The organism is Leisingera caerulea DSM 24564, from assembly GCF_000473325.1.
GTDB classification, from domain to species: Bacteria; Pseudomonadota; Alphaproteobacteria; order Rhodobacterales; family Rhodobacteraceae; genus Leisingera; species Leisingera caerulea.
The window spans coordinates 339,659-364,297 of sequence record NZ_KI421514.1 but is presented as its reverse complement, the minus strand read 5'-3'; the positions used below and the strand labels follow the sequence as shown (position 1 = coordinate 364,297).

Below are 24,639 nucleotides of genomic sequence, written 5' to 3'. Positions count from 1 at the left end.
AGCGCCCCTGTGCCTCAATCCAATTTGCGGTACTGCAGGAGATTGCCGCGCGGCAGGAACATCAGCGTCAGTTCCAGATGGTCGACGTAGTCGATGACATAACAGTATTCTTCGCCGGTTTCCTCCTCCCGGGCATAAAGATACGGTCCGCTGCCGTCAAAGTCCTGGCACCATCCGGACACCGACAGATACTCCCGTCCGGCATAGGCGCCGTCATAGGTATTGTCCCGCTCAGCCCCCAGCACGGTGAACTGCGCGTTGGGATCGTCCACTGAATACCAATGTCCCTGCAGCTTGTTCAAAAGCCCGTCATGCTCCGTCCACGGCCGCACGGCCGCATCCCGCAGCACAACATCCGCAGTCCGGTCGTACACGGCCTCCAGATCACCTTCGACGGTCAGCGGTGTTCCGGGATCCAGCGCCTCCATCGCGGCAAAGACAAACTGCGGTGTGCGCCCGTCGTCATAGACAAAGAACTTGGTGCCGCCGGCATGAAAACTGCAGGCCCGCTGCCCGTCCGAATGGCAATCCTGCAAGATCACATTGTCCGTGTAAGGCTCGCCAAAGGTGCCCGGCGCGCTGCCTTGCGGCGCGGCCGGCGGCTGTTCGGCCGGTGCCCCTGCCGCGGCGTTCAAAGTCAGCGTGAAACGGGTCGCGGTCTCGCCGGTGTCGAGCTTGCGGAAACCCTGGGTTTCATAGCCGCGCGCGGCGCAGTTGCTGTCACCGTGAATTGTGAAGGCCTGCGAGGTGGTGCAAAAGCTGTACTCGCCGCTGGCAAACGCCGTGCCCCCGGCATTGGCCCGGTAATAGTAATAGCGTTTCTTCAAATCGCCGGTTACCGGCGTTTTGCACTCCCCTGCGGGAATGTTCCACCAGCCTTCTGAAATCCATTCTTCGCCGTTGGAATATCCGATGGCCAGGCTCAGGCTTTGGCCGGCATTGTTGCAGATTTCCAGTCCGGCCAGTGCCGGCGATGCTGCCAGCCCAATGGCCGCGGTCAGTATAATGCTCTTCATGCAATGTCCCCGGGATGACCGTAGGAGGCAAAGGCCGGTCCGGCAAGGAAAACCCGTTCCCGCGGCGGTCCGCCCGGTCAGTCGGTGATGACCCCGCCAGCCAGCAGTTCGCCGGCCTGAGGGATCCAGAGGCCGCTGAAGGGGACGTCAAAAATACTGCTTGCAAAGTCCGCACGCACGCCTTGCCCGACCAGGAAGGCGCGGTCCTTCTGCTGTTCCTTGCGGATGTCTATGTGCGGCAGCCCGCTGCTGGACTGCAGGGCATAGCTGTGGAACCCAAGCTGCCCTGCCGGTCCCAGGCTGCGGCGGCTGCCGGCTGCAAAGAGCAGCGTGCAGGCGGACGCGCACAGCCCGTCTGCGTAAGTGTTCCAGCCCTGATCCCGGATCACCCGGGCGGCGCCGCGGGCCTCTGCAATCAGCCCGCCGGGGCCAGCAAGCTCCATCTGCTCTATGTCCGGGTGGTCCTGGGCCAGTTGCCGCAGCCGCTTGGTCAGTCCATGGGTGATTTCGCCGTCAAAGATCAGCACCCGGCCATCGCCGGAGACCGCCAGGCTGTATTTGGCCTCGCGCTTCAGCCGCTGCTGTTCGGCATAGGCCGGCTCCGCCACCGTCCGGGCAATCAGCAGCGCGTCCCACCACAGGATCAGCGCGGCAAAGCCTGCAAACAGCAGCACCAGATAGCCGCCCCAGACCGGCATCATCGCCCCGGTGCTGCGCACATGCGCATCAGCGCTCAGCTGAAACGCCCGTGCCTGCCACAGCAGGAACAACCCGTCCGCCGCCATCAGCAAAAAAGCCAGCGGCACCGGCAGCCGGATCCATTGGTTCAGCGCCAGCCACCCCAGCACCAGACAGCCCCGCGGCAGCACGACCTGCAGCGCCAGGCTGCGCGGCAGGGGCAGGGCGGTCACCCGCCCGTTCCCGCAGCCGCCTTGGCACGGACAGCCCGCGGCTGCAGCACAGGCGGCGGTTTGCCTTCAATAATCATTGCGGCCCTTTCCGGCGCGGCGGGTCAGTCTTGCGTCAGGTACTGCCTAGCCGATTTCTGCACGGCGCGGGTGACTTCGGCAAGGGCAGGCGCCATCACCCGCGCCACCTGCCAGGTCAGCGGCACCGGCAGCGTGCTGTCCGGGATCAGCGGCACCAGCCGCCCGGTTCGGATATCCTGCGCCACCATCGCCAGCGGGTTCATGCCCCAGCCCAATCCGGCGGCGGCGGCGTCAATGAACGCCTGGGTCGAGGGCAGGAAATGCGCCGGTGGCGCCAGACCTGGCGCCACATTCCGCTCCAGCCACAGGCGCTGCAGATTGTCCTTTGCGTTGAAGATCATACAGGGCGCTTTTGCAGCGGCCTCGGGCGTCACCCCGTCCGCAAACCAGCGCGCCATGAACGCCGGGCTGGCGGTCGCCGCGTAATCCAGCGTGCCCAGCGGATAGGCCTCGAACCCGGTCACCGGCTTGGAACTGGCAGTCACCGCGGCAGAAACCTCGCCGCGTTTCAGCCACTCCGCGCTGTGGTCCTGGTCATCCACCAGCAGATCGAACAGCACCCCCTCCACCGCCGCCATCGCCCCTATGAACCAGCTGGCCAGGCTGTCGGCATTGACCGCAATCCGCAGCCGCACCGGGCCGTGACCCGCCTCCAGCGCCAGCTCGCGCGCCAGCTGCGCTTCCAAGAGGCCGATGTCCTCCGCGTGTTTGGCAATCCTGAGCCCCGCCGCGGTGCCGGTGCAGGGCGCGCCGCGCAGCACCAGCGCGGTGCCGGTCCGGTCCTCCAGCGCCTTGATCCGCTGGGATATGGCCGAGGGCGTCACCGCCAGCGCATGCGCCGCCGCTTCAAAGCTGCCAAGGCGCAGCACCGCGCTCAGCGCGGCCAGCTGGCTGGGATCCATATTCATTAGAAGCTCTAATCTAGCCTAAGTCTCTTTAACTGGATTAATGGCAGGGCGGGGGTTAGTCAAACTTCGTACGAATACGAGGAGACATCCATGCCCCCCAGCCTGATTGCCGGATTTGCCCTGGGCCTCAGCCTGATCATGGCGATTGGCGCCCAGAACGCCTTTGTCCTGCGCCAGGGGCTGCGGCGTCAGCATGTGTTCTGGATCTGCCTCACCTGCGCGGGCTCGGATGCGGTGCTGATCACCGCCGGCGTCTTCGGTTTCGGCTCCCTGGCACTGGCGGTGCCGTGGTTCGAACAGGCGATGCGGCTGGGCGGCGCCGCCTTTCTGATCTGGTACGGCGCCCGCGCCCTGCGCGCCGCCTGGCAGGGCGGGGAAAAACTGGAAGCGGCGCAGGAGGGCGCAGGCGCCGCGCTGCTGCCGGTGCTCGCCACCGTGCTGGCGCTCACCTGGCTGAACCCGCATGTCTACTTGGACACCGTGGTGCTCCTCGGCTCAATCTCCGCCCAGTACCCGCAGCCGCTGGTCTTTGCTGCCGGCGCCACCATCGCCAGCTTCACCTTCTTCTTCACGCTGGGCTATGGCGCCAGCCTGCTGGCCCCGGTCTTTGCCCGCCCGCGCGCCTGGCAGGTGCTGGACGCCGTAGTCGGCCTGACCATGTGGGCAATTGCCGCCAAGCTTCTCTTGATGTGACGAACAGCGCCTGTGCGCGTCCCGCCCTAACGCCTGCACTGAAATGCGCTACCTTGTCCCTGTAGCCACCGACAGGAGGGAAGGATGAGCTGGAACCCGGCACTGGAACCGCAATGCCCCGATGCGGGCGATCTCGACGCGATCGAAACGGTGATCATCCCGCGCGCCCGCGACATCGGCGGCTTCGAGGTCCGCCGCGCGCTGCCCGCGCCGCGCCGCCAGATGGTCGGGCCCTTTATCTTCTTCGACCAGGCGGGGCCTGCCGAGTTCCTGACCGGGCAGGGCATCGACGTCCGCCCGCACCCGCATATCGGCCTCGGCACCGTCACCTATCTGTACGAAGGCGAGTTCGAGCACCGCGATTCCCTAGGCACCCACCAGATGATCTATCCGGGCGAGGTGAACTGGATGGTGGCGGGCGAGGGCGTCACCCATTCCGAGCGCACCTCCGCCGCCACCCGCCAGGGCGCCAGCAGCCTGTTCGGCATCCAGACCTGGATCGCACTGCCGGAAAGCCACGAGGATGCGCCCGCAACCTTTGAACACCACGGCAAGGAGGCGCTGCCGCTGCTGGAGGGCGAGGGTAAGGCCGCCCGGCTGATCCTTGGCACGGCTTGGGGGGAGAAAGCGCCAGCTACGCTCTATTCCGACACCTTCTATGCAGATGTGGTTCTGCAGGCCGGGTCCAAGCTGCCCTTGCCCACGGATCACGAGGACCGGGGCATCTATGTCACCCAGGGCTCTGTCGAAATCGCAGGCGAAACCTTCGAGGCCGGCCGCATGATGGTGTTCCGCCCGGGCGATGAAATCACCGTGACCGCAGGCCCCGAGGGCGCCCGGCTGATGGCGCTGGGCGGCGAGACGCTGAACGGGCCGCGCTATATCTGGTGGAACTTCGTCGCCTCCTCCCGCGACCGGATCGAGGCCGCCAAGGACTCCTGGGCTGCCGGCGACTGGCAGCACGGGCGTTTTCAGCTGCCGCCCGGCGACGATCAGGAGTTCATCCCGCTGCCGTGACGCCGCAGCGTTTCCGGGGCGGAAAGCGGCCTGCCCAGAGATAATTCACATGTGAAGCCTTGTGCCGCCGCCCGAACGGGTGTTCTGTCACCTCATGAGCCAGACCGCAGACACCGCCCCAGCCCTCCAAAACCCGCTCAAAGGCGTGTTCTGGATGGTGGTGACGGGCCTGTGCTTTGTCGCGGTGACAGCGCTGGTCAAATACCTGGGCACCCGCATCCCGCCCGCCGAAAGCGCCTTTCTGCGTTATCTCCTGGGGCTGGTTTTTCTGCTGCCGATGATCGGCGCCCTGCGCAAGGCGCGCCTGACCCCGCGGCTGTGGGGGCTTTATGCGGGCCGCGGCGTGGTGCACTCCGCCGGGGTGATGCTGTGGTTTTACGCGATGACCCAGATCCCGCTGGCCGAAGTCACGGCGATGAACTACCTGTCGCCGGTTTACGTCACCCTGGGCGCGGCGCTGTTTCTGGGCGAGAAGCTGGCGTTCCGCCGCATCTCAGCCATTGCCGTGGCGCTGATCGGCGCGCTGATCATCCTGCGCCCGGGCTTCCGCGAGGTGTCGCCCGGCCACATTGCCATGCTGTTCACCGCGGTGTCCTTTGGCGCCTCCTACCTGATTGCCAAATTCACCGTCGGCAGCAACAGCCCGGCGGTGGTGGTGGCGATGCTCTCGGTCTTTGTCACCCTGGGGCTTGCCCCCTTTGCCTTGGCCGTTTGGGTGACACCCACCCTGGCAGAGGTCGCAATCCTGTTCGGCGTCGCCTGCTTTGCCACTGCGGGCCACTACACCATGACCCTGGCCTTTGCCGCCGCTCCGGTGACGGTGACCCAGCCAGTCACCTTTTTGCAGCTGGTCTGGGCCACCCTGCTGGGCGCCCTGGTGTTCGCCGAGCCGGTGGACATCTGGGTGGTCTCCGGCGGCGGGCTGATCCTGGCGGCAGTCAGTTTCATCTCCTGGCGTGAAGCCAGGATCAAAAAGAAAGCAGCTACACCTTCGGGTAACCCGGCTGGGCTTTGATCGTCTTATAGATGTTACATGCCCGGGGTAATCTCGCGCCCTTACAGATGTCAGCGGGGGCTGTGAATGGCGTTCTTCCTTTGGCTGCCCGCGCTGCTGCTGGCGGCCCTTACAGATCCGGCGGCCGCCAATGCCGGGACCAGTATCTGCAATGATACCGGTGCCCTGCATCAGCTTGCCGTGAGTGTCCGTACCGAGGGCAGCTGGGTCACCGAGGGCTGGCAGGCTCTGGCGCCCGGCGACTGCATCACTCCTTTGCCGGAGGGGCACCAGGGCCGGTTCTTCTACTTCCGCGCCGAAAGCCCGGGATACCAGTTCCGCGACGACAGCATCCGCTTCTGCACCAAAGCGGGGCCGTTCCGCGCCGGGGGCGGCGATTGTGCAGCCCGCGGTTATCGCGAGCAGGCATTTGCCAGGGTCCGTACCGCTGCGGACGGGCAGGAGATCCTGCTCAGCTCCCGCTCTCAGGCGGCCGCGGCGGCGGAGCACTCGGCCGCCGCCGCGGCAACGCCCTATGCGGCGGATGTGGTTTTCCAGGGCTGCCGCCAGCGCCAGCCAGGCGCAACAGTGGCTTGCCGCTTTGTCGGAGGCGGTATGGAGATCAGGGCCGCCAGCGGCGAAACGGCCGCCGCGCCGGTATTTGCCATGCTGATGGGGCTGCAGCAGGGGGCGCTGCTGGCGGTTGAGGGAGAGTTGACCAGTTTCTTCGGCTCCCACGGAGAGCTGGACCTGCACAGCGCTGCATTGCGCCAGCCCAAACGTCATGACCGGATTTTGCAGCAGATGCAGGGCAAATGGGTGTCAGCAGCAGACCCCGGCGACAGTTTCACGATTGCCGGCGCGGTCCGCCAGGTCAGCTACATGGGCAGCGCGATGCCGCCGGAATTCGTCTCGGTGCAGGACAGCTGCCGCGGTGCGGACGATGCCGGCGATTTCCTGATCGCCCGCGACAGCGAGCGCGGCACCAGCCTGTGCTACCGGATCCATTCCCTGAGCCCTGATGAGCTGACCCTGATCTACCTGCCGCGCGGCAACCGCCTGGTCTACCGGCGCCAGCCGGAGGGCTAGGGGCGGGGCCGCAGCCGTTCAGGGGATCACCAGATCCACCACCCGGTGCGCCGCCGCGCGCGCATCCTCCGGGTTCAGCGCTTCCTCGGATTGCGCCGCCTGAAGCCAGACACCGTCCATATAGCACTGCAGCGCCTGGCGCGCGGTCTCCAGCTGTCCCGCCGGCAGCAGCGCCCGCAGCTCGGCCAGGAAATGGCTGCGCACCCGGGAACGGTTGATTCGGTGCAGGCGGCTGAGGCGCGGCGAATAGGGGGCATTTGCCCAGAACTGCATCCAGATGCTGCACTGCGGAACGGTGAACAGATCGTCGGCAAAGTTCGCATCCATCACCGCATACAGCCGCTCGCGCGGGGTGCGCGCAGTGGCGTAACCTTCGCTCATCGCCCGTCGCAGCTTGCCTAAAAGATGCAGCATCGTGGCTTCCATCAGCCCTTCCTTGGAGCCGAAATAGTAGTTGATCGACGCCGCCGAAGCCCCGGCCTCCCTGGCGATTTCCGCCATGGTAACAACGCCGTAACCGCGCTTGTGCACGGCGACGATGGTCGCTTCGATCAGCTCTTCGTTGCGGATGTCCCGGATGCGTTTCCTGCTCATGACAAAGTTGTGCGGCAATTGGGGCGCCGTTTCAACTGTTGTTCGCGTGAATTGAAATCTTGAATGGTCATTCAAAAAACCATTTGGCCGATCAGCCGGCTGTGTTATGTACCCAATCCATGTCTAAGGGCGGATACCGCCCGGAAATGGGAGGGACAAATGACTTCAATCATCTCATTCGGGATTCTGCTGGCCTTTGCGCTGGTGGCGTTCTGCGTGATCAAGTGGTGGAACGTCCGCAACGTCGGCGTGACCCCCGTTCACCTTTTCACCTTCATCGCAATCCTGTTCACCTCCGGTCTGGATGTGGGCCTGATCATGTTCCCGCTGGCCTGGGACTTCCCGCTTTATGCGGATACCGCGGCAGAGCCCGCCTACGCCTTCACCAACCCGCTGGCGCTGGAGTTCGGCTTCTGGGGCTTCCTGATCTGGGGCTTCTACTTCCTGACCACCTTCTATTTCTGCGTGATCGAGCCGCGGGTGAAGTTCTTCGAGATCCCGCTGGTGAAATGGATCAACAACATCGTGATCATCGGCACCTGCGCCTTCACCGGCGCGCTGTTCCTGATCTACCTGCCGTATTACGCCACCTTCATGGGCGACGGTGAAACCGTGATCCCGGCCTTCTATGTCATTACCTTCCTGGTGATCCTGTTTGCCGCCTTCTCCTCCACCGACATCAAATACGTCCGCATCCTGTCGGTGGGCTCCACCGTTCTGTTCATGGCGCTGATCCTGGGCATGTGGGCCTATGCCGGCATGGGCCTGGGCGCCTTTGGTGATACCGCCTCCAACATCGGCGGCTATTTCTCCAACATCCACAAATTCATCCTGCCGCTGACCGACTATCATGAGTTCTACCTGTTCTGGTGGTTTGCATGGTCGATCATGATCGGCCAGTTCACGTCCCGCTTTGTCGGCGGCCTGCGCACCTGGCAGGTTCTGGCAGCGCTGCTGATCTTCCCGTCGATCCCGCTGGGGGTGTGGTTCTCGGTGCTGTACTACTACCACCTGAACAGCATCGAAACGACGCTGCTGATCAACGTCTCCATGGTCGCGGTGGGCATCATCTTCGTGGTCAACTCCTTTGACTCGCTGATCCGCCTTTACACCGACAACCTGAACCTGACGGCCAAGCGGTTCGGCACCATCCCTTACGTGCTGGGCAACGCGGTTGTGCTCTTCGGCCTCACTCTGGCCTTCCAAAGCCAGTGGCTGCAGATCCAGTGGATCGGCACCATCGTGATCGGCATCTATGTGGCCTGCCTGGCCTACATCATGATCGCCAAGCGCAGCGAAGTGATGAGCATCGACGCCTCGCCCGAGGAGAACATTCTCGACTTCGAAAAGATCAAGACGGCCCACTAAGGGCGGTCTCCCGGCTGGCCCCCAAGTTTCCCCGAATGACGGGACCAGCCACCAACTGCCTGGCAGCGCCTTCGGGCCTGCCAGGCGCCTTTCGAAGAAACATCGCCAATACTTGGGAGGTCCGCGATGAGTGCCCCGAATATCCTGATCCTGATGGTAGACCAGTTGAATGGGACGCTTTTCCCGGACGGCCCCGCCGAATGGCTGCATGCTCCGAACCTGAAAAAGCTGGCGGAACGCTCCACCCGCTTTGCAAACGCCTATACCGCGTCGCCGCTCTGCGCGCCGGGCCGCGCCTCCTTCATGTCCGGCCAGCTGCCCTCGCGCACCGGCGTCTATGACAACGCGGCTGAGTTCCGCAGCGACATCCCCACCTACGCCCACCACCTGCGCCGCGCGGGCTATTACACCTGCCTCAGCGGTAAGATGCACTTTGTCGGCCCCGACCAGCTGCACGGGTTTGAGGACCGCCTGACCACCGACATCTACCCGGCCGATTTCGGCTGGACACCGGATTACCGCAAGCCCGGTGAGCGGATCGACTGGTGGTATCACAACATGGGGTCGGTCACCGGGGCAGGGGTGGCGGAAACCTCCAACCAGATGGAATACGATGACGAGGTTGCCTATAACGCCACCGCCAAGCTCTATGAGCTGTCGCGCGGGTTGGACGACCGCCCCTGGTGCGTGACCGTCTCCTTCACCCACCCGCACGACCCCTACGTGGCGCGCCGCAAGTACTGGGACCTGTACGAGGACTGCGAGCATCTGCTGCCTGAAGTCCCGGCGATGGACTACGAGGACCACGATCCCCACGCCCAGCGGATCTTTGACGCCAACGACTGGCGCAGCTTCGACATTACTGAAGAGAACATCAAACGCTCCCGCCGCGCGTACTTCGCCAATATCTCATACTTGGATGACAAGATCGGCGAGATCCTGAACGTGCTGGAAACCACAAGGCAGGAGGCGATCATCCTGTTTGTCTCCGACCACGGCGACATGCTGGGCGAGCGCGGCCTCTGGTTCAAGATGAGCTTCTACGAGGGTTCCTCCCGCGTGCCGCTGATGATCTCGGCGCCTGATCTGCCCGCGGGCCTCATTGAAACCCCGGTCTCCACGCTGGACGTGACCCCGACGCTGGGCGCGCTGGCCGGTGTCGACATGGCAGAAATCGAACCCTGGACTGACGGCCAGAACCTGGTGCCGCTGGCCAACGGGACTGAACGCAGCGAACCGGTCGCCGTGGAATACGCGGCGGAGGCGTCTTATGCGCCGCTGGTGTCGCTCCGCTATGGCAAGTGGAAATACAACCGCTGCGCCCTGGACCCCGACCAGCTGTTCGATCTGGAGGCCGACCCGCACGAGCTGACAAACCTTGCGGACGACCCGGCCCATGCAGGCACCCTGCAAACCCTGCGCGCCAAGTCCGAAGCCCGCTGGAACCTGGAAACCTTCGACGCAGAGGTGCGCGCCAGCCAGGCCCGCCGCTGGGTTGTCTACGAGGCCCTGCGCCAAGGCGGCTATTACCCATGGGATTACCAGCCGCTGCAAAAAGCCTCGGAGCGCTACATGCGCAACCACATGAATCTCGACACCCTCGAGGAAAGCAAACGTTTTCCCCGGGGCGAGTAACCCGAAAACAGCATCCCGCCAGTTCTTCTGGCCCCAAATATCCCCGCTGGAGGCACGAAAATATGACACACCCCGCACAGCCCAAAGCCAGCCATTTCATCAACGGCGAATACGTCGAAGACACCGCAGGCACCCCGATCCCGGTGATCTATGCCGCCACCGGCGAACAGATCGCCACCGTCTACGCCGCGACGCCCGCAATCGTCGAACAGGCGCTCTCCACCGCTAAGGAAGCGCAAAAGGCATGGGCCAAGATGACCGGCACCGAGCGCGGCCGCATCCTGCGCCGCGCCGCCGACATCATGCGCGAGCGCAACCACGAACTCAGCGTCCTGGAAACCTACGACACCGGCAAGCCGCTGCAGGAAACCTTGGTCGCCGACGCCACCTCCGGCGCCGATGCGCTGGAATACTTCGGCGGTCTCGCCGCCTCGCTGACCGGCGAGCATATCCCGATGGGTGAGGACTGGGTCTACACCGTGCGCGAGGCGCTGGGCCTGTGTGTGGGCATCGGCGCCTGGAACTACCCGACCCAGATCGCCTGCTGGAAAGGCGCGCCTGCGCTGGCTTGCGGCAACTCGATGGTGTTCAAACCGTCTGAGACCACGCCGCTCTGCGCTCTGAAAGTCGCGGAAATCCTGATCGAGGCCGGCGCCCCCGCTGGTATCTACAACGTCGTTCAGGGCATGGGTGAGGTCGGCAGCGCTCTGGTCACCGACCCGCGCGTCGACAAGGTTTCGCTGACTGGCTCCGTCCCGACCGGCAAGAAGGTTTATGCCGCCGCCGCCGAGGGCATGAAGCACGTCACGATGGAGCTGGGCGGCAAGTCGCCGCTGATCATCTTCGACGACGCCGACATCGACAACGCCGTCGGCGGTGCCATCAACGGCAACTTCTACTCCTCCGGCCAGGTCTGCTCCAACGGCACCCGCGTGTTCGTGCAGAAAGGCATCAAGGAGAAATTCCTGGCCCGTCTGGCAGAACGCACCGGCAACGCCATCATCGGCGACCCGATGGATGAGGCCACCAGCTTTGGCCCGATGGTCAGCGAGAACCAGATGAACATCGTGCTGGGCTACATCGAGAAAGGCAAGGAAGAGGGCGCCCGCCTGGTCTGCGGCGGCAAGCGCGCCGACAAGGACGGCTTCTTCATCGAGCCGACCGTGTTCGCCGATGTGACCGACGATATGACCATCGCCCGCGAGGAAATCTTCGGCCCGGTCATGTCCGTCCTCGACTTCGACACCGAGGAAGAGGTAATCGCCCGCGCCAATGACACCGAATTCGGCCTGTCTGCCGGCGTCTTCACCAACGACTTCAGCCGCGCCCACCGGGTGATCGGCCAGCTGGAGGCGGGCAGCTGCTTCATCAACTCCTACAACGACGCGCCGGTCGAGGCGCCGTTTGGCGGGGTGAAGGCCTCCGGCGTGGGCCGCGAGAACTCGAAAGAGGCGATCAAGCACTTCAGCCAGGTGAAATCCGTCTACGTGCGCATGGGCGACGTCGAAGCGGCATTCTGAGCGCATCTGCCTGAAGGCAACGGCCGGGCAGGGCGCCCCGCGCGCCCGCCCAATCAAACGAAAACGGCAGCAATCCAGAACCTCCGGCTGCCGGATGGAGAGTAGAAATGAACGCGGATTATGTGATTGTCGGGGCCGGCTCTGCGGGCTGTGCCATGGCCTACCGGCTCAGCGAGGCCGGCAAGAAGGTGCTGGTGATCGAACACGGCGGCACCGATGCCGGGCCGTTTATCCAGATGCCGGGCGCGCTCAGCTACCCGATGAACATGCCGCTTTATGACTGGGGCTACAAATCCCAGCCCGAACCGCACCTGGGCGGCCGCGAGTTGGTCTGCCCGCGCGGCAAGGTGATCGGCGGCTCTTCTTCGATCAACGGCATGGTCTATGTGCGCGGCCACGCGGGCGACTATAACCACTGGGCCGAGTCGGGCGCGGCGGGCTGGTCCTATGCCGACGTGCTGCCCTACTTCAAACGCATGGAAACCTGGAACGACCGCGGCCATGGCGGCGACCCGGACTGGCGCGGCAAGGACGGCCCGCTGCACGTGACCCGCGGCCCACGCGACAACCCGCTGCACGACGCTTTCGTCCAGGCGGGCGAGCAGGCAGGCTACCCTGTCACCTCCGACTATAATGGCGAGCAGCAGGAGGGCTTCGGCCCGATGGAGATGACGGTCTACAAGGGCCGCCGCTGGTCCGCCGCCAACGCCTACCTGAAGCCGGCGCTCAAGCGTGAAAACTGCGACCTGATCCGCGCCTTCGCCCGCAAGGTGGTGATCGAGGACGGCCGCGCCGTGGGCGTCGAGATCGAACGCGGCGGCAAGGTCGAGGTGATCCGCGCCAATGCCGAGGTGATCCTGGCCGCCTCCTCGCTGAACTCCCCCAAAATGCTGATGCTGTCCGGCATCGGTCCGGCCAAGCACCTGGCAGAGCATGGCATCGACGTGGTTGCCGACCGCCCCGGTGTGGGCCAGAACCTGCAGGACCACCTGGAATTCTACTTCCAGTTCGCCTGCAAGCAACCGATCACCCTGTTCAAGTACTGGAACCTGTTCGGCAAGGGCCTTGTCGGTGCCCAGTGGATGTTCACCAAGACCGGACTGGGGGCCTCCAACCAGTTCGAAAGCGCCGCGTTCATCCGCTCCGACAAAGGCGTCGACTACCCGGATATCCAGTACCACTTCCTGCCGATCGCGGTCCGCTACGACGGCCAGGCCGCGGCCGAGGGGCACGGCTTCCAGGCCCACGTCGGCCCGATGCGCTCGCCGTCTCGCGGCGAGGTCACGCTGGCGTCGAACGATCCCAAGGACGCGCCGAACATCCTGTTCAACTACATGTCCACCGAGCAGGACTGGATCGACTTCCGCAAATGCGTGCGCCTGACGCGCGAGATATTTGCCCAGGACGCCATGAAGCCGTTCCTCAAGCACGAGATCCAGCCGGGCGCCGATGTGCAGACCGATGACGAGATCGACGGCTTCCTGCGCGAACACGTGGAAAGCGCCTATCACCCCTGCGGCACTTGCAAGATGGGCGCCGTGGAGGATCCGATGTCGGTGGTCGACCCGGAATGCCGCGTGATCGGCGTTGACGGCCTGCGGGTCGCTGACAGCTCGATCTTCCCGCGCATCACCAACGGCAACCTCAACGGCCCCTCGATCATGACCGGTGAGAAAGCCTCCGACCACATCCTGGGCCGCCGCCTGCCGTCCTCCAACGCAGAGCCGTGGTTCAACCCGAACTGGCGCGAAGCGCAGCGCTGATCCTGCTGCCAAGCCAGCAAGCCGCCCGCCACCTCCCCTTTGTGCGGGCGGCTTATTGGCCATAAAATTTTTTCTGAAAATCAGCGCGCCGCGCACATCTTTTGATCCGCGTCAAAGTGGCGGGGCAGGGGGCGGCATAATCTGCAACCGACCCTAGGAAAAAGGAGCGAGCAGGTGTCCAACACTCCCCATGAACTGTCCGAAGAATTCCCCGAAAAAGCGGCGCTGATGAGCCAGCTGAAACAGACGGATGCGCATTTCGCCAAACTGTCGGACGAATACCACGCGGTGAACCGCGCCGTGCACCGGGCAGAAACCAACGTGGAGCCGGTGAGCGCCCAGGCCGAAACCGAGATGCGCAAGCAGCGCGCTGCGCTGAAGGATGAGATCTGGGGGATCCTGTCCAACGCATAAGGCAAAGACGGGTTCGTGACCGAAGGGGGGCATCGCCGATGCTCCCCTTTTTTGCGCCGCTGCCACAGGTTCTGGCGTGCGCCGCGTCGCGCCGCGGCTGGCGCTGCCGGTCATTCGGCCTGAATGGACTCCAGGAACTTCACCAGCGCGGCCACGCGTCCGAACGCAAGCGCCTGCGCGTCGACGTCATGCGGAACCGACTTTGATTTTTCCATGCCCACGGCAAAGTAACGGTTTCCCCAGATAGGCATCCCCCGGTCGCCATGCGGGTTGACCATGTTCCGGCCATCCACGATCGCCTGAATCTCATCGGCCGGGAACTGGCCGCTGTAGCGCGCTGAAATAGCGGTAAGATCCGGCGGCTTCTTCACAAGCACCTGGGCCACGGGGCCGTCGCCCTTGCCCCTCGGACCATGGCAGGATGCGCATTGCGCCATGTATTCCGACTGCCCCAAGGCCACCTGCGCGGCTTCATCCAGCGCACTGCCCTGACCCGCGAAGGCAATCAGCGAAACACAAGCGTAAACGGCCACAGGCACCTTGCGCCCGATTTTCTTGGCAATAGTCATGTCATTCTCCCAAACCAGAAATACCCGTACCAAAACAAAAGCGTGAGACACCCAGGCGCGGCTGTTCCCTGTCTCGCAGGGGCTGCCGGAACTGCTGCGGCCGCGTCTGGCCGTGCCTGACAGGTGCAGTGTTCCACCGCCGGAATTCTGCCGCAATAACGCAGATCAATCCCGCAGGCCGGGCCGTGCGGCAGGCTGGGTCAGGCCGCGGCGGTGTCCCGCAGGAACGCTTCGCCCGCCGCCAGGCCAGCGTCCCAGGTCGCCTGGATCTTCGCCGGATCGGTAAAGTCGATCTTGTCCGCGGGCACTTCTTCTTCCGGCGCGACATACAGCCGTCCCGGGACGTCCGGCAGGCGCTTGTAATTGCGGGTCAGCAGCACCAGCGTGCGCCCCTCATCCGGCTCCGGCATCGGCGCCTGATCGGCCATGCCGCCGTCGATCACCGCCCGCCCGTTCCAGCGCGGCGGCTTGAACACCGGCGGAATGGTGGCGGCGAACCGCACCAGATCGGCCAGCCGCCCGTCGCGCGCCGCAGCGTTCGCGTCCACCAGGCTGGAGGTGACGCCGATCCGCTCTGCCCAGTTGAAATGCGGTGAGCCGACCATGTGCAGCTCCGCCTCATAGGCCAGCGTGGCCATACTGCCGCTCAGCCGCGCCCAGCGGTCTGAGGGCGGATGCCCCAGCAGGATCTGCGCCTGCGGCCCGTTGGCCACCCGCGCCATTGCATCGCCGTCCAAGGCCCGGCCCACCACCTCGCCATAGACCCGCTGGTGCGGTGTCAGCCCGCCCTCGCCGGGCTCATGCCAGCTGATGTTGCTGCCGGTCCTGCGGAAGGCATCCTTCATCTCTGCCAGCACCCGCTCGCCGCGGCCCGCCAGGAACCCGGCCAGCGTCAGGGCGCCGCCGGACACCCCGGTCACGCGGGCCGGGCTCAGCGGCAGCTTATCCTGCACCACGTGCAGAAAGCCGCCCTGCCAGAAACAGCGGCATCCACCGCCGGACAGGACCAGTTGTTCAAATGCTGCCATGAAACCTAACCTAGAACGCGCAGCGCATGCAGGCCAGCCGGGGCATCAGCTGACCTCATAGGGCAGCACGCCGCGCTGGTCGGTGTTGATGGTCAGCCGCCGCTCCAACGGCGGGACAGAGCGCTGATGGCAGTCCTTGCGCTCGCAGATGCGGCAGGAAATGCCAATCGGCTCATAGGCGCTGCCGTTGCTGACATCCAGCCCGTCGGCATAGACCAGCGCATCGGCGTGGCGCACCTCGCACCCCAAGGCAATCGCATAGCGGCGCACCGGCGCGCCGAAGGAGCCGCCGGGCTTCGACACATCCCGCGCCAGCGAGATATAGCGCACCCCGTCCGGCGTCTCTGCCAGCTGGCGCAGGAACCGGCCCGGCGTCTCAAACGCCCGGTGCACGTTCCACAAGGGGCAGGCGCCGCCGAAACGGGCAAACTGCAGCCGCGTGGCCGAATGGCGCTTGGTGATGGTGCCCGCCTGATCGACCCGCACGAAGAAAAACGGAACCCCCTTGGCGCCCGGCCGCTGCATCGTCGACAGCCTATGCGCAATCTGCTCGATCGAGGCGCCGAAACGGATCGCCAGCAGCTCCAGGTCGTGGCGGCAGGCCTGCGCCGCCTCCAGAAACCGGGTGTAGGGCATCAGGGCAGCCCCCGCGAAATAATTGGCCAGACCGATCTTGGCGATGGCGCGGGCCTCCTCGCTCTGGAACTTTGCAAAATCCAGCGTTGCCTCCAGCAGCTGGTTCTGCCGCAGCAGGGCGACCTGCAGCAGCATCTGGAACAGCTGCGTCTGCGGGGCGGAGCGGTTGGACAGATGCAGCACGCCCGCCTCCGCATCAAAGTGGCGCAGCCCCTCCATCTCGGTCTGCTTCACGGCAACCCCGCCGCGCTCCAGTTCCGCCACCGCGGCGGCGCGGATATCGCTGGTGGCGGCAAAATGCTCCGCCGCGCGGTCCACCGCGTCGATGTAGTTGTCGCAATAATGGAAGAAATCCCGCACCTCCTCCCAAGGGCTGGCCTGAATGCGCGCATCCTCCCGCCCCAGCGCCTCATCCAATGAGGCAAGGCGTTCATGGGTCTGGCGGTAGGCCTGGTGCAATGTCAGAAACGCCCGCGCCAGCGCCGGCGCGTTCGACGCGGTCAGCCGCAGGTCCGCCAGGGGCGGCGCGTCATCCGCAAACACCGGATCCGCCATCGCCTCGCGCATGTCGCTGACCAGCCGTTCGCTGTCCCCAGCCGACAATTCGGTCACATCCATGCCGAATTCCTGCGCCAGCGCCAGCACCACCGTGGTCGACACCGGGCGGTTGTTATTCTCCATCTGGTTCAGATAGGGCAGGGAGACGCCCAGCTTGGCGGCAAAATCCTTCTGCGTCAGCTCCAGCCGCTGCCGCATCTCGCGCAGCTTGGCGCCGGCATAAAGTTTCTGGGTGGCCATGAAGCGCGCCTTTGCAAATCAAACTCCTGCGAAGAGTATAATTGCAAAGGGCTGCCTGCAAGACCGCGGCGGCGCTTAAGCGCGGATCTGCCGCTCCCGCCAGACCACCAGCAGGATCGCAACCAGGCCGCACGCGGCAGTGGCGAACATGATCACCAGCAGCGGCACCGCGGTGGATCCCGGCACCAGCAGCATCCCCGCAAACGCGCTGAGCGCCGCGCCCGCGCCGATCATGATTGCGCCACTGAGGCCGGAGGCGGTGCCTGCCAGATGCGGCCGCACCGAAATCGCGCCGGCAGTGGCATTGGGGATCGCCATGCCATTGCCGAGGCCGACAAAGCACATGAGGCCGAAGAAGGTTATCACGCTGTCCGCGCCCGCCATTGCAATCAGCAGCGACAGCAGCACCCCGCCGCCATTGATCACGCAGCCCCACAGCACCATACGGTTGACCCCCAGCCGCATGGAGTAGCGGCCGGAAATGAAGTTGCCCGCAAAGTACCCCACTGCAGGCGCGGAGAAGTAAACGCCCAGCTCCGCCGTGTTCAGCCCGTAAACCTCGGTGCCGACAAACGGCGCGCCGCCCAGGTAGGCAAAGAACGCGCCCGAGGCGAGGCCCGAAGACAGCGAATAGCCCCAGAACCGCGGCGAGCGCAGCAGCTCGGGATACTCGCGGAACTGCGCCATCAGCGTCTTGCCGCTCTTGTGCGCGGTCTCGCCGAAATCGGTGAAGGTGATCATCAGCGTTGCCGCGCCGACCAGGAACAGCATCCAGAAATTCGCCTTCCATCCCATCCACTGATCCAGAAAGCCGCCGATTGCCGGGCCGATCATCGGCACGATTGCCATGCCCATGGTGACATAGCCGATCATGCTGGCGGCCTCGTTGGTGTCATAAAGATCGCGCACCGCGGCGCGGCTCAGCACCATGGTGGCCGCCACCGCCGTCTGGGCCACCCGGAACATCAGGAATATCTCTGCCGTCGGCGCACAGATACAGCCCAGCGTGGCCAGCAGGAACAGCACGATGCTGGTCAGGATTACCGGCCGCCGCCCCATCTGATCGGAAATCGGCCCCACAAAGATCTGCACCACCGCATTGCCCGCCAGATACAGCGCCACCGACAGCTGCATCACCCGGTAGTCGACCGCGTAATACTCGGACATGCCCGCCAGCGACGGCAGATGCAGGTTCATGCCAAGCGCCGACAGGCCTGCCAGCAGGATCAGGGTGAAGATGCGCGGAGGCGTCCGCTGGCCGGGGGCCCGGGTATCATATGTGGACATACAATCCGGTTAGAGCAGTCGGCCGGCGTTGTCCATCAATCCTCTGCGCAGCCACGCACACAGGTGCCGCAGCGTCAAAAGACCCTTGCAAGAAATTCGCGGCGCCGCCTATGGTTGCTCAGGCGCCGCATGTTTTCGCGCCTTTCCCAAGGCCGCCCCTTTTTTATGTCGAGGTGATACATGGCCAATACCCCGGATCCGCTTGCCAACAACCCGGCCATCCGCCAATGGGCAGAACGGTTTTATGCCGTCAAGGCCTGGACCATGCCGGATATGCCGGATCCCGGCGATGAGGAACTGGACGCCCGGCGTAAGGCGGCGCTGGCGGAACTGGCCAAGATCCCCATCCCCGCCGCGCTCAGCTCCGGCGCACGGCGCAGCCTGGCGGGCGGGCGCAAGGCGCTGAAAAAGGAAATCATAAGTGCGGGCGGGGTGGAGGCCTTCGGTCAGATCGACAGCGATATCCAGGACCTGTCCAGCCAGATCGCCGCGCAGCTGGCCACTGCCGCAGCCCGGGACAAGGCGCAGGCCGCCGTTGCCGCGGCGGAACAGAAATTCAAAGCAGTGCGCGACAGCCTCGACCAGGGCGCCTTCACCTATCTCGAAGGGCTGATCAAGGCGGCGCACAAGGCGATGGCGGCCGCTGTCACAGCGTCTGACTTCGAGGCTGTGGAGGCATCGGCCAAGGACATCACCGTCCAGGCGGAGGCCGCGCATGCCTACGGCCAGTTTTTCGACAACTGGACCCGCGGCACGCTGGCGCTGATTGCCGCGATGAACGGCGGCGCCAAGGACGCCGCAGAGGATGACCGCAGCGCCCGGATGAAAACCGCAGCCGGGCATTCCGAAACCGGCGCTTTCGGCGCTGCCAGGACGGCGCTGGAGGGCTGGAAGGCCAACCTCGGCGATGAAGGGGACCTGGCCAAGGCGCTCAGCTTTGACGCGCTGCTGGCGGACTATATGGCAAACGCCCATGACCGCTGCGAATTCATCCTTGCCAGTGCGGTGCCGGATGCCCGGGACTACCGCAACCACCTGAAGAACGCCAAGAAAAAGGCCTATAAGGAGCAGAAATTCACCGAAGCGGAGGCGCTGGTGCAGGAGCTGATCGCCTACAGCTCCCAGGAGCGCGGCGCACTGGCCCGCTACATGCGCAGCTTCGATGGCTCTCTCCGGGCGGACCAGGGGTTCCGCGATACCCTGGCGGCGGCCGAAACCAAGCAGAAATTCAAGGGCACCAATGACCCCGCCGGGGCGATGGCCGACCTCAAGGCCTGGGAGAAGTCCAACCGCGCCCTGATGCGCAAGAGCCTGTCCAAGCAGATCGTCAAGGCGCTGGAAAAGAAATACCAGGCCCTCAGCAAGGTCCTGACCGACCCGGAGCTGAGCGATCTGAAAGCCACCTGGGACGCGCATAAACTCCTGGCGGATGCGGACAACTTCGACAAGGACACCGGCGCGCCGCAGTATCACGCCAAACTTGACCAGCTGTTCAAGCTGGAGAAGGTGGTGGACGAACGCCGCGAGATGGCGCTGATCCTGCAGCGCCATCCAGCTGCTGCAGCATATGAATTTCAGAAACCGGTGGCGGACGCCCTGGCCGCGAAGAAATACCCGGAGGCGGTGGCAGCCGTGCCTGACGCTTTGGCAAAGCTGCGCGCGATGCCCGCCTATCTGGACACCAGAACGGCGGCCCGGGATCTGCTGGCGGTGCTGCCCGGCGATGCGGATGAGCTGACCGGCCCGCTGGATGCGGCAATCAAGGCGGCAGAGGTGACGGCGCGCGGCGGCGATCCGGCCAAGGCCGCCAGCGACCTGCAGGCGGTGCTGGACGGTACTGATTACATGGACCTGGTGCTGGCGATGGCGGACTACCGCGCCAAGCTGGCCAAAGTTCAGCAAGAGCACAGCCGGACCAAAAAATACCTCAAGCTGGCCCCGGCAGAGGATGCGCTGGATGCGTCACTGAAAACCGCCACAGACCGGGCGGACAGTGACAAGGAATACGGCGACGCCTTCCTGCTGCTGGACACCCACCAGAAACTGCTGGCAGAGGTCAAGCCGATGGCCACCGCCCGTTTCCAGGTGAATGGCATCCTCAAGGCGCTGGAGCGGGCAGGCACGGACGCCGCCAAGCTGACCCCCTTCAAGGAGCGGGTTGCGGCGGCTGAGGACGAGGCGAAGAAGCCGGATTTCACCACGGCCAAGACCGCGTTTGACGGCATCCGCACCGACTTGCAGGCGCTTTGCACGGAGGCCGCCGAGGACTGCGAGGCGAAGGATGGCGTAGGCAGCAACGCGGGCCACTCGCTGGACCGCCACGGCCCAGGGGTCAGCGACGATGACCTGATCGAGCGCCTGAAGACCGGCAAGCCGCCGAATGCAAAATCGGATGATGAGCGCTCCTACACCGGCGCGTCGTCCAAGTTCCACAGCGCGCAGGACTGGCTGGCAGGCCGCGAGCTGGCGGCCCAGGCGGCCAAGGCCAAGGGCATCGACATCGACGCGGCCGAAATGGACGTCTCGGGCGACCCGCTGGACTGGCCGGAAGAAAACGCCGATTTCACCGTCGAGCACGGCCGCGCGATCGACAAGGCCTACATCGGCCACAAGAAGCACGTCCGCATGGATGACGAACCCGTGCCCGACAAGACCTATGAAAGCTTCGAGGAAGTTGAGGGGCTGACCCGCGCCTATGTGAACTTCATCTGGGAACCGGAGGATCTGCCGGATGAGACCACCGGTCATCCTAATCCCGGGACCCACTACCCGGAGGAAGAAACCCAGGACAACGCGGATTACGCCGAGAAGTACAAGGCCCGGCACGGCACCGCCCCAACCAAGATCCCGGGCCGCTGGGTGATGATGCAGCAATACCCGGTCGCCGATGGCTGGGACAATGAAACCAAGACCTACACCAACGCCAATCCGGGGAACATGATCCCATGAAAATCCGCAAGGAACTGATCGCGGGCTACACGCGGCTGCTGACCATGGGCCGCGCCGTCAACGCGCCCGATCCGATGGCCGACCTCTCCCAGTTCGATGCCGACATCCGTGCGATGCACAAGCGCGCCCGCAACGAAGGCAACCTCGACTGGCTGCGGCTGGCGCTGGACTCCCTGATCGCCAGCCCGCGCGGCCGCATCGGCCAGTTCGCAGGCCAGCAGTACCCCTTTGACGAGGCGGAGCTGCAGGCGCTGTTCCGCCGCGCTTACGGGATGATCTGGCCGGACCAGCCGCTGTCGGAACCGGGCGATGAGGCGGATCTGGAGTTTGTTGATATGAGTGCTGAGGAGTGGGCCGCCGTTACCGGCGCCAGCTAGGGGGGATGCCATGCCAGACCAGGCTTTTGAGTCCGACGCCGTCCTGAAACTGCTGAAAAAGTCCAAGGCCAGCGGCAACGAGCTGCCCTTTGCTTTCGGACTGGCGGGCAAGCCGGAGAGTTGCGGCCTGATGATCGACCTGCGCAAGCCCGGCAAGGTGCTGCGCGGCGACATGAAGAAAATGCCGGGCATCAAGAAAACCTGCTTCGGCACCCTTCGGGTGGAGGAGAACGAGGTCTTCCTGCAGCCTGAAAAGCCCGTGAAGGGCATCATCAAGCAGTTGAAGAAGCGGTTCAAAGCCGAAGGCATGGTCAAGTTCAAGCCGGTGCTGGTCGGCCCCGACGGCAGCATCATCGACGAGGACAGCTTGCCGGATGACGACGCCGAAGCGGTTGAAGCCAGCGCGCCGCCGCAGGCGGATGATGGCGCGGCAGCCGCTCTGAAACAACGCATCGCCGCCGCTGCGGGCGCGGTCAAGGCGCTGGGCAATCCGGAGCTGGCGGGCAAGCTGGCGCCGGAAATCAAGGCCAGTGCCAAGCTGCTGAGGCAGGGCGACCACGACGGCTGCGCCGCCCGGCTCGACCGGCTGGAGGCCGCGCTGGCCAAGCTGCAGGCGCAGCCCAAACCGGCCCCGGCGCAGTCCGAACAGGCCGCCAAGCTCAGCAAGCTGCTGGCGGCGCAGGCGGCCCGGATCAAGACCCTGCCGCCGGAGCAGGCCGCACCGCTTGCGGAACAGGCGCGGGGCATCGCCGCCAGTCTGAAGGCGGGCGCCCTGCCGGCAGCTGCAGAGGGCCTCAAGGCGCTGGTCAAGGCGCTGGACGCCCCGGCAGAGGCGGCGGCGCCGCAGGCCGACCCGATGGAGATCTGGCAGGCCGCCAAGGAGGACGTCGACCGCGGCGTCTCCAGCCTGCAGGATGCGCTCAGGGCGCAGAACCACCCGGTGCTGGCGCAGATCGCCGATGCCGGTCTGGCAGGCGTCACCGACGGCAACCAGACCGCCCTGATGAAGGCGCTGTTCGAGATGAAATCCGCCACCGGCGATGCCCGCAAGGCCGCGGCGCAGGCGTTGCTGGCCCAGATTGCGGCCTATCTCAAGTTCCTCAAGGACGACCCGGTGATCGGCATGGTCGAGGACAACCCGTTTGGCGTCTCCGTCCCGGTCAAGGCGCCGCTGACCAGCGCGCTGCGGCAGATGGCGGACATCGCAAAAGCCGCCTGAAACCGCATTCCTTGCCGCCGGAACACGGCGGCGGGCTGCGCCGTGACTTTGCTGATTTTCAACTTTGCCAACAGCGTATGCAAACGGTTTGCAAATTTGCGATAATGTCCTTTGGCTCAGCGCCTGCGCAATATATGGTCCCGGTGACATCTACAGGGGACATGTGCCATGAAAGACATCCTTTCCGAGCTGGAAGACCGCCGCGAGGACGCGCGGCTGGGCGGCGGCCAGCGCCGCATCGACGCACAGCATGGGCGCGGCAAGCTGACGGCCCGCGAACGGATCGAGCTGTTGCTGGACGAGGGCAGCTTTGAAGAATTCGACATGTTCGTCAGCCACCGCTGCGCTGATTTCGGCATGGAAGACAACAAACCCGCGGGCGACGGCGTTGTCACCGGCTGGGGCACCATCAACGGCCGCCAGGTCTATGTCTTCTCCCAGGACTTCACCGTGCTGGGCGGTTCGGTCTCCGCGACCCACGCGCAAAAGATTTGCAAGATCATGGACATGGCGGTGCAGAACGGCGCGCCTGTGATCGGCATCAACGACTCCGGCGGCGCCCGCATCCAGGAAGGCGTCGACGCCTTGGCCGGTTACGCTGAGATCTTCCAGCGCAACATCATGGCCTCCGGCGTGATCCCGCAGATCTCCGTCATCATGGGCCCCTGCGCCGGCGGCGCGGTGTATTCACCGGCGATGACCGACTTCATCTTCATGGTGAAAGACACCTCCTATATGTTCGTGACCGGCCCGGACGTGGTGAAAACCGTGACCAACGAGGTGGTGACGGCTGAGGAGCTGGGCGGCGCCTCCACCCACACCCGCAAATCCTCCGTGGCAGATGGCGCCTTTGAAAACGACGTCGAAGCGCTGGCCGAAGTCCGCCGCCTGGTCGACTTCCTGCCGCTCAACAACCGCGAAAAGCCGCCGGTGCGCCCGTTCTTTGACGAGCCCGGCCGCCTGGAGACCAGTCTCGACACCCTGATCCCGGAAAACCCCAACAGCCCCTACGACATGAAGGAGCTGATCACCAAGGTGGCGGATGAGGGCGATTTCTATGAGATCCAGGAGGATTTCGCCAAGAACATCATCACCGGTTTCATCCGCCTTGAGGGCCAGACCGTGGGCGTTGTCGCCAACCAGCCGATGGTGCTGGCGGGCTGCCTCGACATCGACTCTTCCCGCAAGGCCGCCCGTTTCGTGCGCTTCTGCGACTGTTTCGAGATCCCGATCCTGACCTTCGTCGACGTGCCGGGCTTCCTGCCGGGCACTTCCCAGGAGTACGGCGGCGTCATCAAGCACGGCGCCAAGCTGCTGTTCGCCTATGGCGAAGCCACCGTGCCCAAGGTCACCGTGATCACCCGCAAGGCCTATGGCGGCGCCTATGACGTGATGGCCTCCAAGCACCTGCGCGGAGACTTCAACTATGCCTGGCCCACCGCTGAGATCGCAGTGATGGGCGCCAAGGGCGCCACCGAGATCATCCACCGCGCCGATCTGAACGATCCCGAAAAGATCGCCCAGAAAACCGCGGAGTACGAAGACCGCTTCGCCAACCCCTTCGTGGCGGCAGAGCGCGGCTTCATCGACGAGGTGATCATGCCCCAGTCCACCCGCAAACGGGTCAGCCGCGCCTTTGCCTCCCTGCGGGGCAAGCAGCTGAAGAACCCGTGGAAGAAGCACGACAACATTCCGCTGTAACAGCGGATGTCTCAGCGGGGGCTGTCTGCCCCCGCACCCCCGAGGATATTTTTAGCCAGAAGAAGAAGGATCCGG

General features: G+C 64.7%; 21 protein-coding genes. 13 read left to right on the top strand and 8 right to left on the bottom strand.

Features of this window, described 5'->3' with window-relative positions; genetic code table 11:
• Nucleotides 1-14 precede the first annotated feature (14 nt).
• The 3 genes from CAER_RS29005 to CAER_RS0126330 all read right to left on the bottom strand — a co-directional run bounded on the left by CAER_RS29005 (nt 15) and on the right by CAER_RS0126330 (nt 2,913).
• Nucleotides 15-1,016, bottom strand: a complete 1,002-nt coding sequence (locus CAER_RS29005; RefSeq protein ID WP_051357894.1) for a DUF1036 domain-containing protein — start codon at nt 1,014-1,016, stop codon at nt 15-17.
• 77 nt (nt 1,017-1,093) lie between these two features.
• Nucleotides 1,094-1,927 (bottom strand): COG3904 family protein, encoded by an 834-nt coding sequence (locus CAER_RS0126340; RefSeq protein WP_027238181.1) that lies wholly within the window; start codon nt 1,925-1,927, stop codon nt 1,094-1,096.
• A gap of 101 nt (nt 1,928-2,028) precedes the next feature.
• A complete protein-coding gene (locus CAER_RS0126330) occupies nt 2,029-2,913 on the bottom strand; it encodes a LysR family transcriptional regulator ArgP (protein WP_027238180.1) in 885 nt (294 codons plus the stop codon).
• A 90-nt stretch (nt 2,914-3,003) separates the two neighbouring features.
• Here CAER_RS0126330 and CAER_RS0126325 point away from each other — a divergent pair, with 90 nt between their 5' ends.
• From CAER_RS0126325 to CAER_RS0126310, 4 genes are all read left to right on the top strand, one after another.
• Nucleotides 3,004-3,606 carry a LysE/ArgO family amino acid transporter gene (locus CAER_RS0126325; RefSeq protein WP_027238179.1) on the top strand — a complete coding sequence of 201 codons (603 nt, stop codon included), beginning with the start codon at nt 3,004-3,006 and terminating at the stop codon, nt 3,604-3,606.
• Nucleotides 3,607-3,690: 84 nt separating this feature from the next.
• A complete protein-coding gene (locus CAER_RS0126320; RefSeq protein ID WP_027238178.1) occupies nt 3,691-4,623 on the top strand; it encodes a pirin family protein in 933 nt (310 codons plus the stop codon).
• Between the two features lie 94 nt (nt 4,624-4,717).
• Nucleotides 4,718-5,638: a DMT family transporter gene (locus CAER_RS0126315; RefSeq protein WP_051357906.1), complete on the top strand. Its 921-nt coding sequence runs from the start codon at nt 4,718-4,720 to the stop codon at nt 5,636-5,638.
• A gap of 66 nt (nt 5,639-5,704) precedes the next feature.
• A complete protein-coding gene (locus CAER_RS0126310; RefSeq protein ID WP_027238176.1) occupies nt 5,705-6,706 on the top strand; it encodes a DUF1036 domain-containing protein in 1,002 nt (333 codons plus the stop codon).
• Nucleotides 6,707-6,724: 18 nt separating this feature from the next.
• Here CAER_RS0126310 and betI read toward each other — a convergent pair whose 3' ends face one another.
• Nucleotides 6,725-7,300 carry a choline-binding transcriptional repressor BetI gene (gene betI, locus CAER_RS0126305; protein ID WP_027238175.1) on the bottom strand — a complete coding sequence of 192 codons (576 nt, stop codon included), beginning with the start codon at nt 7,298-7,300 and terminating at the stop codon, nt 6,725-6,727.
• Nucleotides 7,301-7,459: 159 nt separating this feature from the next.
• Between betI and CAER_RS0126300 the strand changes: the two genes are divergently transcribed.
• From CAER_RS0126300 to CAER_RS0126280, 5 genes are all read left to right on the top strand, one after another.
• Nucleotides 7,460-8,668 (top strand): choline transporter, encoded by a 1,209-nt coding sequence (locus CAER_RS0126300; RefSeq protein ID WP_027238174.1) that lies wholly within the window; start codon nt 7,460-7,462, stop codon nt 8,666-8,668.
• Between the two features lie 126 nt (nt 8,669-8,794).
• Nucleotides 8,795-10,303, top strand: coding sequence for a choline-sulfatase (betC, locus tag CAER_RS0126295; protein WP_027238173.1), 1,509 nt, complete (start codon nt 8,795-8,797; stop codon nt 10,301-10,303).
• Nucleotides 10,304-10,365: 62 nt separating this feature from the next.
• On the top strand, nt 10,366-11,823 hold the full coding sequence (betB, locus tag CAER_RS0126290) for a betaine-aldehyde dehydrogenase (RefSeq protein ID WP_027238172.1): 1,458 nt from the start codon (nt 10,366-10,368) through the stop codon (nt 11,821-11,823).
• A gap of 107 nt (nt 11,824-11,930) precedes the next feature.
• Nucleotides 11,931-13,586 (top strand): choline dehydrogenase, encoded by a 1,656-nt coding sequence (gene betA, locus CAER_RS0126285; protein WP_027238171.1) that lies wholly within the window; start codon nt 11,931-11,933, stop codon nt 13,584-13,586.
• 174 nt (nt 13,587-13,760) lie between these two features.
• Complete coding sequence (locus tag CAER_RS0126280; protein ID WP_027238170.1) at nt 13,761-14,000, top strand: YdcH family protein; 240 nt, start codon at nt 13,761-13,763, stop codon at nt 13,998-14,000.
• Between the two features lie 110 nt (nt 14,001-14,110).
• Here the strand turns inward: CAER_RS0126280 and CAER_RS0126275 are convergent, their stop codons facing one another.
• The 4 genes from CAER_RS0126275 to CAER_RS0126260 all read right to left on the bottom strand — a co-directional run bounded on the left by CAER_RS0126275 (nt 14,111) and on the right by CAER_RS0126260 (nt 18,318).
• The gene (locus tag CAER_RS0126275) at nt 14,111-14,569 is read right to left on the bottom strand and encodes a c-type cytochrome (protein WP_051357893.1); all 459 of its coding nucleotides are present in this window, start codon (nt 14,567-14,569) and stop codon (nt 14,111-14,113) included.
• Between the two features lie 200 nt (nt 14,570-14,769).
• Complete coding sequence (locus CAER_RS0126270) at nt 14,770-15,597, bottom strand: patatin-like phospholipase family protein (RefSeq protein WP_027238168.1); 828 nt, start codon at nt 15,595-15,597, stop codon at nt 14,770-14,772.
• A gap of 45 nt (nt 15,598-15,642) precedes the next feature.
• Nucleotides 15,643-17,031: a helix-turn-helix domain-containing protein gene (locus CAER_RS0126265; protein ID WP_027238167.1), complete on the bottom strand. Its 1,389-nt coding sequence runs from the start codon at nt 17,029-17,031 to the stop codon at nt 15,643-15,645.
• Between the two features lie 75 nt (nt 17,032-17,106).
• Nucleotides 17,107-18,318, bottom strand: coding sequence for a multidrug effflux MFS transporter (locus tag CAER_RS0126260; RefSeq protein ID WP_027238166.1), 1,212 nt, complete (start codon nt 18,316-18,318; stop codon nt 17,107-17,109).
• Nucleotides 18,319-18,498: 180 nt separating this feature from the next.
• Here CAER_RS0126260 and CAER_RS0126255 point away from each other — a divergent pair, with 180 nt between their 5' ends.
• From CAER_RS0126255 to CAER_RS0126240, 4 genes are all read left to right on the top strand, one after another.
• Nucleotides 18,499-21,267 carry a hypothetical protein gene (locus tag CAER_RS0126255; protein ID WP_027238165.1) on the top strand — a complete coding sequence of 923 codons (2,769 nt, stop codon included), beginning with the start codon at nt 18,499-18,501 and terminating at the stop codon, nt 21,265-21,267.
• Nucleotides 21,264-21,644 (top strand): hypothetical protein, encoded by a 381-nt coding sequence (locus tag CAER_RS0126250; protein ID WP_027238164.1) that lies wholly within the window; start codon nt 21,264-21,266, stop codon nt 21,642-21,644. Before CAER_RS0126255 ends, CAER_RS0126250 begins: the two co-directional genes overlap by 4 nt.
• Before the next feature lie 10 nt (nt 21,645-21,654).
• The gene (locus tag CAER_RS0126245; RefSeq protein ID WP_027238163.1) at nt 21,655-22,863 is read left to right on the top strand and encodes a hypothetical protein; all 1,209 of its coding nucleotides are present in this window, start codon (nt 21,655-21,657) and stop codon (nt 22,861-22,863) included.
• 168 nt (nt 22,864-23,031) lie between these two features.
• Complete coding sequence (locus CAER_RS0126240; protein WP_027238162.1) at nt 23,032-24,564, top strand: acyl-CoA carboxylase subunit beta; 1,533 nt, start codon at nt 23,032-23,034, stop codon at nt 24,562-24,564.
• Nucleotides 24,565-24,639: the final 75 nt, after the last annotated feature.

Bases quoted from the DNA above. Each gene is read 5' to 3' on its own strand.
- betB (WP_027238172.1), top strand. From the start codon at position 10,366: ATGACACACCCCGCACAGCCCAAAGCCAGCCATTTCATCAACGGCGAA.
- CAER_RS0126260 (WP_027238166.1), bottom strand. From the start codon at position 18,318: ATGTCCACATATGATACCCGGGCCCCCGGCCAGCGGACGCCTCCGCGC.
- CAER_RS0126255 (WP_027238165.1), top strand. From the start codon at position 18,499: ATGGCCAATACCCCGGATCCGCTTGCCAACAACCCGGCCATCCGCCAA.
- betC (WP_027238173.1), top strand. From the start codon at position 8,795: ATGAGTGCCCCGAATATCCTGATCCTGATGGTAGACCAGTTGAATGGG.
- CAER_RS0126245 (WP_027238163.1), top strand. From the start codon at position 21,655: ATGCCAGACCAGGCTTTTGAGTCCGACGCCGTCCTGAAACTGCTGAAA.
- CAER_RS0126310 (WP_027238176.1), top strand. From the start codon at position 5,705: ATGGCGTTCTTCCTTTGGCTGCCCGCGCTGCTGCTGGCGGCCCTTACA.
- CAER_RS0126250 (WP_027238164.1), top strand. From the start codon at position 21,264: ATGAAAATCCGCAAGGAACTGATCGCGGGCTACACGCGGCTGCTGACC.
- CAER_RS0126265 (WP_027238167.1), bottom strand. From the start codon at position 17,031: ATGGCCACCCAGAAACTTTATGCCGGCGCCAAGCTGCGCGAGATGCGG.
- betI (WP_027238175.1), bottom strand. From the start codon at position 7,300: ATGAGCAGGAAACGCATCCGGGACATCCGCAACGAAGAGCTGATCGAA.
- CAER_RS29005 (WP_051357894.1), bottom strand. From the start codon at position 1,016: ATGAAGAGCATTATACTGACCGCGGCCATTGGGCTGGCAGCATCGCCG.
- CAER_RS0126270 (WP_027238168.1), bottom strand. From the start codon at position 15,597: ATGGCAGCATTTGAACAACTGGTCCTGTCCGGCGGTGGATGCCGCTGT.
- CAER_RS0126315 (WP_051357906.1), top strand. From the start codon at position 4,718: ATGAGCCAGACCGCAGACACCGCCCCAGCCCTCCAAAACCCGCTCAAA.
- CAER_RS0126325 (WP_027238179.1), top strand. From the start codon at position 3,004: ATGCCCCCCAGCCTGATTGCCGGATTTGCCCTGGGCCTCAGCCTGATC.
- CAER_RS0126275 (WP_051357893.1), bottom strand. From the start codon at position 14,569: ATGACTATTGCCAAGAAAATCGGGCGCAAGGTGCCTGTGGCCGTTTAC.
- CAER_RS0126300 (WP_027238174.1), top strand. From the start codon at position 7,460: ATGACTTCAATCATCTCATTCGGGATTCTGCTGGCCTTTGCGCTGGTG.
- CAER_RS0126320 (WP_027238178.1), top strand. From the start codon at position 3,691: ATGAGCTGGAACCCGGCACTGGAACCGCAATGCCCCGATGCGGGCGAT.
- betA (WP_027238171.1), top strand. From the start codon at position 11,931: ATGAACGCGGATTATGTGATTGTCGGGGCCGGCTCTGCGGGCTGTGCC.
- CAER_RS0126330 (WP_027238180.1), bottom strand. From the start codon at position 2,913: ATGAATATGGATCCCAGCCAGCTGGCCGCGCTGAGCGCGGTGCTGCGC.
- CAER_RS0126240 (WP_027238162.1), top strand. From the start codon at position 23,032: ATGAAAGACATCCTTTCCGAGCTGGAAGACCGCCGCGAGGACGCGCGG.